Genomic DNA, 13624 nt, shown 5'->3' with positions numbered 1-13624 from the left:
TTGAGTGTATTTGAAGATAGTTTCTTTGGTTGGAGTGAGATTCTTTGTTTAAAAATGTAGCTTTTTTGAATTTTTCTTTATGTATTTAATAAAAAACTATTTACTAATAATAGGTCTATAGTAATAATAGTGATATGAAACATTTTCTAATAGAGGAGATAATAAGGTAGAATTAAGTAAGTTATAACATCTATCTTAATATTTATAGATTACTTTTATGAGGTGAATAAAGAGTGATAGAACAAATAAGGTTGAAAAATTTCAAAAAATTCAGAGAAGAGAGGATCAGTTTAAATAAAGGCAGAAATATTCTAGTTGGTGAGAATGGTGTGGGAAAATCTTCAATATTATTAGCTATATCTTGTGTTTTAAGTGGAAGCTATTCTCTAATTGAAAGGTTAGGCGTACATACACTTTTTAATATGGAAGCTATAAATGAATTTATGGTTAGTAATAAAGAATTCAAAGACTTACCAATCGTAGATGTTGAATTGTTTATCAGTGAGGACATAATTAATCACGATTTAAATGGAAAAAAAAATTCTACAAAAGAGAAGAAAAATGGTTTGAGAATGCGCATATCACCTGATGAAGAATTGTCAGAATATATAGCAGATGCACTTAAAGATACAAGTATTTTTCCTTTTGAGTACTATAAAGTTGAATTCAATACTTTCTCAGACAGAACATATAGTAGTTATAAGAGATATCCGAACTATATAAAATACTCATATTTGGATAGTTCTAAAGTGAATTCTAATAATGCAATGCAGGATTATATTAACCGAATATATGAAAGTAAAACCGATCGTACATTAAGAAATAGAATAAATAACAAATATAGGGATACTACTCAGAAGTTCTCTGATAGCTTGTACTCAGAATTTGCATTAGAAAGCCCAAATGATTTAAAGATTAAATTAAATAATCAGAGTGGGAATAGTTTTCAAAACAATATTACAGTAGAAAAATCAGGGATACAAATTCAAAATTTGGGACAAGGGGAAAGAATTTTTATAAATACTGAATTCTTGCTTACTAATTCATCAGATGATTCGAGAGTTGTTCTTATTGAAGAACCTGAAAATCATCTCAGTTTCCTTAATATGCATAAACTAATTGATAAAATTATGGAGGCAGGGGACCAAAAGCAGTCGTTTATAGCAACACACAGTAATATGATAGCATCTAGATTGGACCTTCAAAATGCTATCTTTTTTAGTGAACATGGTATTACTAGGTTGGAACAACTAAATAGTGATACTGCAAATTTTTTTGAAAAGGCACCAGATAATAATGTTCTTAATTTTATTCTTTCCAAAAGGGCTGTTCTAGTAGAAGGTGATGCTGAGTATATACTGATGAATGAATTCTATAAGTATGTTCAAAGTAATGAACCATATGCTGAAGATATATCTATTGTCGCCTGTGGAGGAAAGACATTTAAAAGATACTTAGAAATAGCAAAGATACTTGATAAGAAAGTTGCAGTAATTACAGATAATGACCATGATTACGAAAAAAATATAACTGAATATTACTCAAGTTTTGTTACAGAGAAGATTAGAATTTTTGCTGATAAGGAAGATTTAAGACATACATTTGAAGTTAGCCTATATGAGTATAACAAGACATTTATAGATGATAATTTAAAGAGTCACAATATGTCTAAAGGCGTTCAACATTATATGTTAAGTAATAAGGCTGAGGCTGCATTTAGATTATTATGTGTTTTTACCGATAATAACGAGAACACGAGCTTAGATTACTTTGAAATTCCTACATATATTAAGGATGCTATTGTATGGATAAGAAATTAGGAATTAAAGTAGCAATAAATGCTGTTGCAGGTTCAGGTAAGACAAGTTATATTGTTAAACAACTTAATAATGAAACTAAAAAAAGTTTAATAATAACGTATACACAAGCAAATCAGCAAAATATAAAAGAAAAGATAATTGCAAAATTCGGTTATTTACCTGCTAATATTTATGTATATGGTTATTTCGAATTTCTATTAAATTTTATAATTAAGCCACTGTGTCCATATGAAGTTGAAAATATAAGTTATGAAAACCCTAGTTATAAAATTACCAGTCCTTTTACTAAAGATAAAAAAAGGATATTTTCTAATAGGATGGCTAAATATATTATTGATAAATTACCTGAATATAAAAATAGGATAGATAAATATTTTGATGAGGTGTTTATTGATGAGATGCAAGATTTAGCTTCTGATGACTTTAGATGGATGCTATCATTATCAGAACTAATTATTCCAGTAACATTGGTTGGCGATTTCTATCAGTCAACATTTGCTTCAAGTAGACGAGGTAATCATCTTGGCAAATTATATGATGAATCTTGTGTGTATAATGAAAAACTTGAGGAGAGTGGCTTTCTAATTGATGCTACAACTCTTGTAGAAAGCTATAGGTGTACTCAAACTGTCTGTGATTTTATAAAAGAACACTTAGAAATTAAGATAGATCCAAAGTACAATATAATATCTGAAATAAGACTAATTGAAGATATAGAGACAATTGAACAGATTTTAGAGGATGATAGCATCGTAAAGCTCTTCTACCAAAATTCTATGAAATTTAATATAAACAGTGATAACTGGGGTAATTCGAAAGGAATGACATTTAATGAGGTATGTGTAGTACTAAACGATAGTACTTTTAATAAATATAAACAAAATAAATTAAATGAATTAGCTCCACTTACTAAAAAGAAGTTATATGTGGCTTGTACAAGATCGAATGGGAACTTATGGTTTATAAAACAAAATGATATAGTGGATAAGTATAAAAAATAAAATGATTAATATCAGATGAAAAGGGGATATAAATATTTCATTAATTCATCATCAGCCCGACTGATACGTTCTAATTTATAGACAATCACCGTGTCGCCTTTACGCAAAATTTTAAGAAGCTCATCTAACTGCGGTCGTTTTATTTTCTTACCTGATTCTTTTATTTATAGAATGAAAGGAAGATGCATATTTCAGTTACTGTTAGAATTAAAAAAACAGACCTAATAATTAGATCTGTTTAACAAGTATTATCTGAACAACAATTATTTTCAATTTGAATAGGGAATTTTGTGCTGTTAGGTGGGGTTACGGAACAAACACCAGTCTCAGGCAATTTTAACTCCACTCTTTTAGCTGCTTCTATATCTCCACATAGAAAAGCTGTCACAGATCTAGCTTGTTCGTACCCAGTAGCCATTAAAAATGTAGGAGCACGACCATAACTCTTTGCACCAATAATATAAAAATCTTTTTCTGGTTGTCTTAACTCTTTTTCTCCATGAGGACGTACCGTACCACAACTATGAATATTTGGATCGATTAAAGTAGCTAAGTCCTTAACACTTTCCAATGTTGAATCGAAGGTAAAACGAATATTTCGTAAGAAATCAAAGTTTGGATGTGCCCCTGTGTTGGCAATAATTTCGTCTATATTTTCTATTTTAATGTTTTGTCCTTTGCGAACCCCATTTAACAATGTCTTCTTTTGTGTATTTACTTCGTAAGAACTAATATAGGTTTCGGTATATACATTAATTAACTCTTTTTGAAGATAGGTTGATAGTCTTATCCCTAGTTCACCTCGTGCAGGAAGTTGATCAAGGGTACCTCCACCTAGAGCACTTGTGATGTTTTCTTTTCTAATTATCCATGTGATGTTCGTTTCTGGAGCAGACCTTTTAAGTTCTGCAAGGTCAAGAAGTGTATTAATTGCAGAGTGACCACTTCCGACAACAGCTACATGCTTGTTTTCATATTTATGTCGTTCTTCATGGAGTATATCGGGTAAACCATAAGATATAGGAGCTTCTTTTTGTTCATCAATGCCATTAACAATAGAGTTTGGGTTTTCCCAAGTGCCTGTTGCATCTATAACTGCTCTTGCTTCATAATTTTGAATTGATCCGTTTTCCTTTACTGTTATAACAAAAGGGGCATTATCTCGGCCATTAGTTCTTACCTTATCAAATCCTTTACGTGAAATATTGATAACTTGACTATTATAATGAATCGACTCTTTCATTTCAGGTAAAGTTGCAAGAGGTTGTAGATACTCAGTCACAATTTCTTTTCCAAGAGGAAGCAAATCTTTATCAGGTAATGGAATATGTTGTTGTTCTAATAAAATCTTAGCTGCTGAATTAATATTGTATTCCCAAGGAGAAAATAATCGAACATTTCCGTACTGTAAAAAACTTGTTCCGACTTGGTTTCCGCTTTCAAATAATATAAAATCTTCTTTTCTTTCAACAAGGTGAGCTGCTGCGGCGAGCCCAACAGGTCCTCCTCCAATAATTGCTACAGGAAATTTTTTCTCCATATAAACAACTCCTTATTTAATCAATTATTTTTGATTTATTGATAAAAAAAATAAAACAACAAGATCTTCTTTTGATTAATCAAATTAATTTGATTATTAAATCGTACAATATTTGATAAAAATTGGCAAGGTATAAATCAAAAAAATAAATATAATCGAATATTTATATTTACATTGACTTATATAACTGTTTTCTAATATAATGCGATTGAAAGGAGAGATGCATGTGATGGTAAAAGAAACACATTCTATAGAAGAGTTAACAAGTTGTTTAAAGATTATTAGTGATCCAACACGTTTATTAATTATTAAGCTTGTAGAGAAGCGTACTTTTTGTGTCTGTCAATTGGTAGATATGCTAAATATGAGTCAACCAGCGGTCAGTCAACACTTACGAAAACTTAAGCAAGCAGGTCTAATAAATGAAGAGCGTAGAGGACAATGGCGCTTTTTCTCTTTGAATCAAGGATCGTCATACTTTCCTCTTATCAAAGATGTCATCGAACGTATTAGTTCTGATAATGATGAATTGAAACGGGCACTTTCGAAGGAACGACCTGTAGACTGTTAAGGGGGGATAAAGTTGACTTCTGTTATTTTAGCATCAGCGATTTTTTTAGTGACTCTCATCTTGGTTATATGGCAGCCGAAAAATTTGAATATTGGCTGGTCGGCCTGTGGAGGAGCGATTCTTGCACTATTGTTAGGGGTTGTCAGTTTTTCTGATGTAATTGATGTAACAGGGATTGTTTGGAATGCGACACTAACATTTATTGCGGTTATTATCATTTCGTTAATTTTAGACGAAATTGGCTTTTTTGAATGGTCGGCTCTACATATGGCAAGGGTTGCAAAAGGGAATGCTATTCTCATGTTTGTCTATGTTTGTATGCTTGGTTCACTTGTAGCGGCTTTTTTCGCCAACGATGGTGCTGCATTAATCTTAACACCGATTGTTCTAGCAATGGTTCGTTCTTTGAACTTTAATGAAAAAATGGTATTTCCATTTATCATCGCAAGTGGATTTATTGCTGATACAACTTCTTTACCTCTAATTGTAAGTAACTTAGTAAACATTGTATCTGCTGATTACTTTGGAATTGGATTTGTTGAATATGCAACCAGAATGATTGTGCCAAACTTCTTTGCTCTTATTTCAAGTATTATTGTTCTTTTATTATATTTTAGAAAGAGTATTCCAAAGCGATACGATTATTCGCAATTAAAAGAGCCAGTTCATGCGATTAAAGACGAAAAGATGTTTCGCCTTTCTTGGATAGTCTTAGGGGTTCTACTTGTTGGTTATTTGGTTAGTGAATTTTTGCATATCCCTGTATCAATCGTTGCTGGAGTTATTGCCTTGGCTTTCTTGGCCATTGCAAGAAAGAGTCCAGCTGTTGAAACAAAAACTGTTCTTAAAGGAGCACCATGGAATATTGTCTTCTTCTCCATTGGGATGTACGTTGTCGTGTATGGTTTGCGTAATGTAGGATTAACCGACGTTTTATCAGATGTCATTCAGACCGTCGCTGATCATGGATTATTCGCTGCTACGATGGGAATGGGATTCATCGCGGCGATCCTATCATCGGTGATGAACAATATGCCCACTGTGTTAATTGATGCCATTGCAATTGCCGGTACAGATACAACGGGCTTAACGAGAGAAGCATTGATTTATGCCAATATTATTGGTGCTGATTTAGGACCTAAAATTACACCAATTGGTTCATTAGCTACGCTGTTGTGGCTCCACGTTCTATCTCAAAAAGGAGTTAAGATTTCATGGGGGACTTACTTTAAAACAGGAATTATCATTACAGTCCCAGTTTTATTTATGACCCTACTTGGGTTATATGCTTGGTTATTATTTATTTATTAAGTTAAAAAGGAGCAATTTATCATGTCTAAAAAAACAATTTATTTTCTATGTACAGGAAACTCTTGCCGTAGTCAAATGGCTGAAGGATGGGCTAAACATTATTTAGCTGATGAGTGGAATGTTTATAGTGCAGGAATCGAAGCTCATGGTTTAAATCCAAACGCAGTAAAGGCAATGAAAGAAGTTGATATTGATATTTCAACTCAGACTTCTGATATCATTGACCCTGAAATTTTAAACAATGCTGATTTTGTTGTGACATTATGTGGGGATGCGGCTGATAAATGTCCGATGACACCACCTCATGTAAGACGTGACCACTGGGGTTTTGATGATCCGGCAAAAGCGGAAGGAACAGATGAGGAGAAGTGGGCGTTTTTCCAACGTGTTCGTAATGAGATCGGAGATCGAATCCAACGTTTTGCTGAAACAGGGAAGTAAAAAAGAATGGCCGGGAGTGAGAGTCTTCTCGGCTATATTGTTCACATGTATATAAGTGTATCTTTATATAAGGAGCGATGGTTATGAAGAAGGTTGAAATATTTGATCCAGCGATGTGCTGTGATACAGGTGTGTGTGGTCCTGTTGTCGATCCAAAATTAACAGAATTAGCGACATCTATTCAAACTTTGATTCAAAAGGGATTTCCGATTACTCGCTATAACTTAGCGAATAATCCTGCTGCTTTTGTTGAGAATCAATTAGTGAATAAAGTTCTGCATGAAAAAGGCCCAGAGGCGTTACCAATTGTTATTGTTGACCAAAAAATAGAAAAAATTGGTGAATACCCAACAGCAGAAGATTTTTCAACTTGGTATGAGATTGATAAAAGTGAATTGAAAATAAAAGAACCCAAATCAAAACTAAACATTACACTTCAACCAAAGGAGAATTAAAATGTACCCTACATTTACACCAGAAGTAGCGAATCAAACCCCATTTCTTTTCTTTACTGGAAAAGGAGGAGTTGGGAAAACTTCAACAGCTTCTGCAACAGCTGTTTCGCTAGCTGATTCGGGTAAAAAAGTGTTGATTGTTAGTACAGATCCCGCATCGAATTTACAAGATGTGTTTGGAATGGAGTTAAGCAATGAACCACAACCTGTCAAAGAAGTGGAAGGACTATATATATGTAACCTTGATCCAGAGGAGGCCGCTAAACATTATAGAGATAAGGTAATTGGTCCTTACAAAGGAAAGTTACCTAAATCTATTGTAGCTCAAATGGAGGAACAATTATCCGGTGCATGTACAGTTGAAATTGCTGCTTTCGATGAGTTCACCAATTTATTAGCGGACAAATCGGTTTTAGAACAATTTGATCATATTCTCTTTGATACAGCACCTACTGGTCATACACTTCGATTATTAAAACTACCGACAGCTTGGAATGGGTTTCTTGAAGATTCTACTCATGGTGCTTCTTGTTTAGGACCTCTTGCAGGATTAACTGAGAAAAAAGAGTTATATGAAAAAACGGTTCACGCTTTAAGTGATCGAGAGAAAACGACTCTCATTCTCGTTTCTAGACCAGATGTAGCAAGTTTTAAAGAGGCAGAACGAGCATCTATTGAGCTTAATGATATTGGTGTGAGTAATCAATTTTTTGTAGTTAATGGTCTTTACCAAACTAAAAAAGAAGGTGATTCGATTTCAGAAGCTTTTTATGCTAAGCAACAGAAAGCGATTCAATCTATGTCACCTTATTTAAAAGCAATGAATATTTACCAACTACCTTTCGTCTCGTATTCTTTAACTGGAATTAACAACTTAAGTAGTTTATTTAATTATAAAGTAGACGTAATAACTGAAGATAATGTAACACTCGATCGGCATGAGTTGGAATCGATTCAAGGTTTAGTTGAGAATTATTCGACTCAGGGAACTCGTGTGATTATGACGATGGGGAAAGGCGGTGTCGGGAAAACAACGATTGCCTCTCTTTTAGCTGTAGGTCTTGTTGAGAAAGGACATCGTGTGCATTTAACGACAACAGACCCAGCTGCTCATATAGCTGATCGTTTTCAAGATACAGGTACAGAAAAATTAAGCATTTCACGAATTAACCCGGAAGCGGAGGTAGAAAAATACAAACAAGAAGTTTTAAATGAAGCTGTTAACTTAGGTGATGAAGCAAGGGCCTATTTAGAGGAAGACTTGCGTTCTCCTTGTACAGAAGAGATTGCGGTGTTCCATGCTTTTGCGAATGTCGTTGCAAGAGCTGATAATGAGATTGTCATTATTGATACAGCACCAACTGGTCATACGTTGTTATTACTTGATGCTTCTCAGTCTTATCATAAAGAGTTAGAGCGTTCAACTGGTGAGGTTCCAGAAAGCGTAAAAAATCTCCTTCCACGTTTACGTAATGCGAAGGAAACGGATGTGGTTCTTGTAACACTTCCAGAAGCTACACCTGTACTTGAAGCGGAACGCTTACAAAAGGACTTAAAACGTGCAGGTATACATCCGCAAACGTGGGTGATCAACCAAAGTCTTTATAAAACTGAAGTAAGTGAAACAGTATTACGGGCAAAAGCGAATAGCGAAAAGAAATGGATAAAAGAAGTAAGTCAGAACATGGCATCTCAAACGATTCTTTTACCTTGGTTAGAAGAGGATGCGATTGGATATGACGAAATGAGAAAGTTAACCACTTGAGGAGGCATTATCATGGAAAAGCAAAAAGTAGTTATCATAGGAACTGGACCGGCAGGATTAACAGCTGCTATTTATTTAGCTAGAGCGAACATGAACCCTCTTGTTATAGAAGGCCAGCAACCAGGTGGGCAATTGACTTTAACTACGGAAGTAGAGAATTTTCCCGGATTTATAGAAGGGATTACAGGTACTGAACTTATGGATAATATGAGGAAGCAAGCTGAACGTTTCGGTGCTACTTTTATGAATGGATGGGTTACAGATATAAGAACGACACAGAGACCATTTGTTTTATCCATTAGTGGTTCAGATGATATAGTCGCAGATTCAATTATCATTTCAACTGGTGCATCCGCAAAATGGTTAGGTATACCAGGGGAAAAAGAGAATTTTGGTCGAGGTGTAAGTACTTGTGCTACATGTGATGGATTTTTCTATCGTGGAAAAAAAGTAATTGTAGTAGGGGGCGGAGATTCAGCGATGGAAGAAGCGAATTTCCTTACAAAATTTGCAAGTGAAGTAACGGTTATCCATCGTCGAAATGAGCTTAGAGCCTCTAAAATCATGCAAGACCGAGCGAGAGGAAACCAAAAAATAAAATGGGCATTAAATAAAGCCACTACTGAAGTAGTAGATGAAAATGGAAAAGTTACAGGAGTTAAGGTCACGGATAATGACACCAAGGAAGAGGAGTTTATTAAAACAGACGGACTTTTCCTAGCAATCGGTCATACCCCAAATACAGCATTTTTAAATGGAAAAGTTAAGACAGATGAGAATGGTTATATTATAGTCAAACCAGGATCAACCTTAACATCTGTACCAGGAATTTTTGCTTGTGGAGATGTTCAAGATGTGACATATAAACAAGCCATTACGGCAGCAGGTACAGGATGTATGGCAGCTTTAGATGTAGAAAAATACTTAGAAGGAGAAATGGCTCTTGATTGGAGTCAAACTCTTTCATAACCAAATATTGGAGGATAACAATGAATAAAAACTATCACGAATTAATTCCAAATCGTATATATATTGGAGGGGCTGATGCAGCAGTTGATGCTGTAAAAGCACAAGGTATTGATGTTGTTTACGACCTACGAGCAGAAGCGAAAGAGGAAGAGGCTACTAGTAAAAGAATTCATGCACCAATTGTTGATGACACAGAGAATCAAGATCAATCTGTTCAAGCAGCTATTGGCAAAGTAAAAGAAGCTTTTGATGAAGGAAAGAAGATATACTTTCATTGTGCAGGTGGGAGAAATCGCACGGGTACAGTAGCAATTGGTTTACTTCTAGAATTAGGTGTCGCAAAGTCTATAGAGGAAGCTGAACAAATGGCGCAAGAGATTCGCTCAGAGATCAGTGTGAAGCCAGAAATGAAAGAGACACTTAAACGTCTTTATAAATAAGAGGAGGAATTAGTTATGAATATTTCGGATGCTGCAAGAGAGGTACTGTTACAGTCAATGGAGAAAGAGAATGCAAAGGGGATTCGGTTTTATTTCGCAGGACAAGGGTGCTGTGGACCACAATTAGGAGTTTCTCTAGACGAACCTGAACTAAATGACGAGATTAATGAAGTGAATGGCATTCAGGTAGCGATTGATGAACGTGTGAAAGATATGGCTTTAAAAGCTGCGTTGGATTTTCAAAATGGTGGATTAGTGTTAACTGGTTTACCAGAAAATAACTGTTAGAAATTGATAAATCGCCTCTTTTTGAGGCGTTTTTTTATGAACCTGAAGATGGTGATTGAAATCAAAGTAAGTTGATTAATTGATTCGGTTTTACTTGTGATATGTTATAATTAAATTAATCAAAAAAGGTTGATGGAGGCCCCATAATGTTAAAAATTGAAGATACATGTGCAACAACAGAGGTATTTAAGAACTATGAAGTAATTTTTAAGGCATTAGCTGATCAAAAACGTCTTCACTTATTAAATATATTAAGTGTGAATGGTTCTAGCTGCGTTTGTGATTTGATTAATGAATTAGATATGCCGCAATCTAAGCTTTCATATCACTTGAAAATCTTGCTTAATGCCAATTTAATTACAAAAGAAACAAAAGGTACATGGAGTTATTACGAAGTAAAAGAAGAACAAATGAATGCTGTATTATCTAATGACCTTTGCTGTGTTTTTAAACCGAGTTATAATTAGTTTTTAGCTTTATTCAATTAATCAACTTTTATTGATTTATGGGTGTGAATCATAATTATTAAACTTGGGAGTGCTACAAAAAAGATGAAGCGTATGAAATAATAAAAAGTAAAGATAGATGGGGTGCAACTTGATTAATAATCACAAATTATATATCGATCTAATGAAAAAATCGGATTGGCCAGAAGTAAAAATGATATATAAAGAAGGGTTAGATACCAAAAATGCTACATTTCAAACGGAAGTACCTACATGGGAAGAGTGGGACTCTAGTCATCATATATGTTGTAGAATAGTAGCAAGAATAAATGAGGAAATTGTAGGTTGGATAGCACTCAGTCCTATATCAAGTCGTATAGTTTATAGAGGAGTTGCTGAAGTTAGCATCTATATTTCTAATCGTTTCTCAAGTCAAGGTATTGGTAACCTTCTTATGCAAAGTTTAATAGTTTCTAGTATAGAAAATAATTTTTGGACCTTACAGTCTAATATTTTTCCTGAAAATATTCCAAGTATTAAATTACATAAAAAGAACGGTTTTAGAGAAGTAGGTAGAAGGAAAAAAATAGCTCAATTAGATGGAGTATGGAGAGATACAATTTTATTTGAAAGAAGAAGCTAGCTTATACAAAAATCAATTTTGCTATGTAAGAGTGATTAATACTTTTTTTAATATTTATATTCTTTGGCGTTAAGAGGGCTATATTTTAACGAAAAAATTCAAAAAGTTAAATCCTTATCGTCAGGAAATAGACTTGTTTTTTTATGACATTTTGCTTAGCGTATGTTTTTCGCGTTTTGTTGGTAGGACCCCTTGATGAAATGAATCGATTAAATTTCACACTTGGTGATCACATTCTTGAGGAATACATATATGATTATGTTGTAACAAATAGGGAGGAAGATTTCATTACAAAAATTATGTTCAAGTTAACAAGTAAGCATTTTTATACGAATCTGTAAGATTGTTCAACTAACCTCCGTTAGTTGAACATCCCTTCTTATCTGTATGTCCAGTAAATCACCACTTTCTGGACACGTGGACGAAATGAACTTGGTTCACAATTTTTTTATCAAAATGTGTTCAGAAACCCATAACATAATCTATGTTCATTAACATGAGTTATTTTAAGTTATGTTACAATATGTATGAGGTGAAAATATGAAAGTTGGTTATGCAAGAGTCTCTACAGGTTTACAAAACTTAAATTTACAACAAGACAGCTTAAAGACCTTTGGTTGTGAGAAAATTTTTGTAGATAAAGTGAGTGGAGTTAAAAAGAAAAGGGACGGATTAACTGAGGCATTAGATTTTGTTCGAAGTGGAGACACAATTGTCGTTTGGCGATTAGATCGACTTGGAAGAAACATGCAGGAACTTATAAGCGTTGTTAATGATCTGAATGAAAAAGGGATTAGTTTTTATAGTCTGCAGGAAAATATTACGATGGATAAAAAGAACTCCACTGGCCAGTTAATGTTTCATTTGTTTGCTGCATTTGCAGAGTTTGAACGAAATCTAATATTAGAACGTTCAGCAGCAGGAAGAGAAGCAGCTCGTTCTCGTGGACGTCTAGGAGGGCGACCAGAAAAGTTTACTGAAAAAGATATTGCGATGTTAAAGACATTAGTTGCTAACGGAACACCGATTAAAGATATTGCAAAGATGTGGAATATTTCTCGAACAACGGTTTATCGTTATTTAAACAAAAGCTCAGAAGAAACAGGTCTTAAATAGAAATCTTTGTTCACGGAACGTTATGCTATAACACACTAGTTTTCTAAAAGGAGAGGTTAGCTGTGGAATCAAAACGTTTGTTATCATCTTATTCTGAAACTAATCGACAAATAGCGATGGAGAAGTACTATATCATTCAACCTTACTTAATTGATGGTGTCTCAATAAAGGAAATATCATCAATTAAGAGTGTTTCAAAACGTACTTTACACTATTGGGTTAAACAATATCAAGCCCATGGTTTAATCGGATTAATAACGAAACCGAGGTCAGATCTAGGTACAATAAGAGTTGATGATTTAATTAGACATGAAGTCGAGCAAATTCACCTCTCTGTAGAGGCTGCACGAGATAGTTTGGTTATAGGAATTAAATAAGGAAATTAATTGGTCAGCGATCTAAACGGTCGTAGACCTAATTTTATCTAGATAAGGGTCCTGCCGACAAAACGCGGAACGTATGCTAAGCAACTTCAATTTTAAAAAAGGCGTAATCCTGTACGTTATGTAACCGCCTTATTAAATTTGGCTCGTTAAACTTTAACCTCCTTTCTTTAAAATAGTTATTATCCCTCTCTAATTAATAATATTGTTCTTCGATGTATGAATGGGAATCAATCATTAAATGATTGATTCCCTGATTACTCTATTGGGACGTTATCGAAATTACGTTCAATAAAGCTTTCTAGTGTCTCGTATGACTTGTCTCAAAAGTCTTATAGTTGTTAAATCCATCATTTTTAACGATGCAAACAGCTTAACGTTGTAAATCTGTATTTACGGGACGTCACCCCATAAAGAAAAAAACTCTGTTCTGCA

At 34.1% G+C, this 13624-nt stretch carries 16 protein-coding genes; 14 read left to right on the top strand and 2 right to left on the bottom strand.

Annotated features, from left to right (window positions below):
- Positions 1 to 233 precede the first annotated feature (233 nt).
- Both PQ479_RS02550 and PQ479_RS02545 read left to right on the top strand, forming a co-directional pair.
- Positions 234 to 1820 (top strand): ATP-dependent nuclease, encoded by a 1587-nt coding sequence (locus tag PQ479_RS02550; RefSeq protein ID WP_047989164.1) that lies wholly within the window; start codon positions 234 to 236, stop codon positions 1818 to 1820.
- Positions 1805 to 2821: a hypothetical protein gene (locus PQ479_RS02545; protein WP_047989165.1), complete on the top strand. Its 1017-nt coding sequence runs from the start codon at positions 1805 to 1807 to the stop codon at positions 2819 to 2821. The genes PQ479_RS02550 and PQ479_RS02545 overlap by 16 nt, the downstream gene beginning before the upstream one ends.
- 11 nt (positions 2822 to 2832) lie before the next feature.
- Here PQ479_RS02545 and PQ479_RS02540 read toward each other — a convergent pair whose 3' ends face one another.
- Positions 2833 to 2985 (bottom strand): recombinase family protein, encoded by a 153-nt coding sequence (locus tag PQ479_RS02540; protein WP_083991264.1) that lies wholly within the window; start codon positions 2983 to 2985, stop codon positions 2833 to 2835.
- A gap of 74 nt (positions 2986 to 3059) precedes the next feature.
- Positions 3060 to 4361 carry an NAD(P)-binding domain-containing protein gene (locus PQ479_RS02535; protein WP_047989166.1) on the bottom strand — a complete coding sequence of 434 codons (1302 nt, stop codon included), beginning with the start codon at positions 4359 to 4361 and terminating at the stop codon, positions 3060 to 3062.
- 229 nt (positions 4362 to 4590) lie between these two features.
- Here PQ479_RS02535 and PQ479_RS02530 point away from each other — a divergent pair, with 229 nt between their 5' ends.
- The 12 genes from PQ479_RS02530 (at position 4591) to PQ479_RS02475 (ending at position 13183) form a co-directional block, all read left to right on the top strand.
- Positions 4591 to 4932 carry an ArsR/SmtB family transcription factor gene (locus PQ479_RS02530; RefSeq protein WP_047989167.1) on the top strand — a complete coding sequence of 114 codons (342 nt, stop codon included), beginning with the start codon at positions 4591 to 4593 and terminating at the stop codon, positions 4930 to 4932.
- Positions 4933 to 4944: 12 nt separating this feature from the next.
- Positions 4945 to 6243, top strand: a complete 1299-nt coding sequence (locus PQ479_RS02525) for an arsenic transporter (RefSeq protein WP_047989168.1) — start codon at positions 4945 to 4947, stop codon at positions 6241 to 6243.
- Between the two features lie 21 nt (positions 6244 to 6264).
- Positions 6265 to 6684 (top strand): arsenate reductase (thioredoxin), encoded by a 420-nt coding sequence (gene arsC / locus PQ479_RS02520; RefSeq protein WP_047989169.1) that lies wholly within the window; start codon positions 6265 to 6267, stop codon positions 6682 to 6684.
- An 83-nt stretch (positions 6685 to 6767) separates the two neighbouring features.
- Positions 6768 to 7139 (top strand): arsenite efflux transporter metallochaperone ArsD, encoded by a 372-nt coding sequence (gene arsD, locus PQ479_RS02515; RefSeq protein ID WP_047989170.1) that lies wholly within the window; start codon positions 6768 to 6770, stop codon positions 7137 to 7139.
- A 1-nt stretch (position 7140) separates the two neighbouring features.
- Complete coding sequence (gene arsA, locus PQ479_RS02510; RefSeq protein WP_047989171.1) at positions 7141 to 8904, top strand: arsenical pump-driving ATPase; 1764 nt, start codon at positions 7141 to 7143, stop codon at positions 8902 to 8904.
- 12 nt (positions 8905 to 8916) lie between these two features.
- Entirely contained in the window at positions 8917 to 9873 is a 957-nt protein-coding gene (gene trxB, locus PQ479_RS02505; protein ID WP_047989172.1) for a thioredoxin-disulfide reductase, read from the top strand.
- A 20-nt stretch (positions 9874 to 9893) separates the two neighbouring features.
- The gene (locus PQ479_RS02500) at positions 9894 to 10313 is read left to right on the top strand and encodes a protein-tyrosine phosphatase family protein (protein ID WP_047989173.1); all 420 of its coding nucleotides are present in this window, start codon (positions 9894 to 9896) and stop codon (positions 10311 to 10313) included.
- A 15-nt stretch (positions 10314 to 10328) separates the two neighbouring features.
- Positions 10329 to 10601, top strand: a complete 273-nt coding sequence (locus PQ479_RS02495; protein ID WP_047989174.1) for an adhesin — start codon at positions 10329 to 10331, stop codon at positions 10599 to 10601.
- Positions 10602 to 10747: 146 nt separating this feature from the next.
- Entirely contained in the window at positions 10748 to 11068 is a 321-nt protein-coding gene (locus PQ479_RS02490) for an ArsR/SmtB family transcription factor (protein WP_047989175.1), read from the top strand.
- A 130-nt stretch (positions 11069 to 11198) separates the two neighbouring features.
- Positions 11199 to 11690, top strand: coding sequence for a GNAT family N-acetyltransferase (locus PQ479_RS02485; RefSeq protein WP_273716742.1), 492 nt, complete (start codon positions 11199 to 11201; stop codon positions 11688 to 11690).
- A gap of 540 nt (positions 11691 to 12230) precedes the next feature.
- Positions 12231 to 12806, top strand: a complete 576-nt coding sequence (locus PQ479_RS02480; protein ID WP_047989177.1) for a recombinase family protein — start codon at positions 12231 to 12233, stop codon at positions 12804 to 12806.
- A 62-nt stretch (positions 12807 to 12868) separates the two neighbouring features.
- Positions 12869 to 13183, top strand: coding sequence for a helix-turn-helix domain-containing protein (locus PQ479_RS02475; protein WP_053070421.1), 315 nt, complete (start codon positions 12869 to 12871; stop codon positions 13181 to 13183).
- The last annotated feature ends 441 nt before the right edge of the window (positions 13184 to 13624 follow it).

The organism is Alkalihalobacillus pseudalcaliphilus (assembly GCF_028610675.1).
Classification (GTDB): Bacteria; Bacillota; Bacilli; order Bacillales; family Bacillaceae_D; genus Alkalihalobacillus; species Alkalihalobacillus pseudalcaliphilus.
The sequence above is the reverse complement of the archived record's forward strand: the minus strand, read 5'-3'. Positions and strand labels throughout refer to the sequence as shown.

Bases quoted from the DNA above. Each gene is read 5' to 3' on its own strand.
- PQ479_RS02535 (WP_047989166.1), bottom strand. From the start codon at position 4,361: ATGGAGAAAAAATTTCCTGTAGCAATTATTGGAGGAGGACCTGTTGGG.
- PQ479_RS02480 (WP_047989177.1), top strand. From the start codon at position 12,231: ATGAAAGTTGGTTATGCAAGAGTCTCTACAGGTTTACAAAACTTAAAT.
- arsA (WP_047989171.1), top strand. From the start codon at position 7,141: ATGTACCCTACATTTACACCAGAAGTAGCGAATCAAACCCCATTTCTT.
- arsC (WP_047989169.1), top strand. From the start codon at position 6,265: ATGTCTAAAAAAACAATTTATTTTCTATGTACAGGAAACTCTTGCCGT.
- PQ479_RS02495 (WP_047989174.1), top strand. From the start codon at position 10,329: ATGAATATTTCGGATGCTGCAAGAGAGGTACTGTTACAGTCAATGGAG.
- PQ479_RS02530 (WP_047989167.1), top strand. From the start codon at position 4,591: ATGGTAAAAGAAACACATTCTATAGAAGAGTTAACAAGTTGTTTAAAG.
- PQ479_RS02500 (WP_047989173.1), top strand. From the start codon at position 9,894: ATGAATAAAAACTATCACGAATTAATTCCAAATCGTATATATATTGGA.
- arsD (WP_047989170.1), top strand. From the start codon at position 6,768: ATGAAGAAGGTTGAAATATTTGATCCAGCGATGTGCTGTGATACAGGT.
- PQ479_RS02545 (WP_047989165.1), top strand. From the start codon at position 1,805: ATGGATAAGAAATTAGGAATTAAAGTAGCAATAAATGCTGTTGCAGGT.
- trxB (WP_047989172.1), top strand. From the start codon at position 8,917: ATGGAAAAGCAAAAAGTAGTTATCATAGGAACTGGACCGGCAGGATTA.
- PQ479_RS02490 (WP_047989175.1), top strand. From the start codon at position 10,748: ATGTTAAAAATTGAAGATACATGTGCAACAACAGAGGTATTTAAGAAC.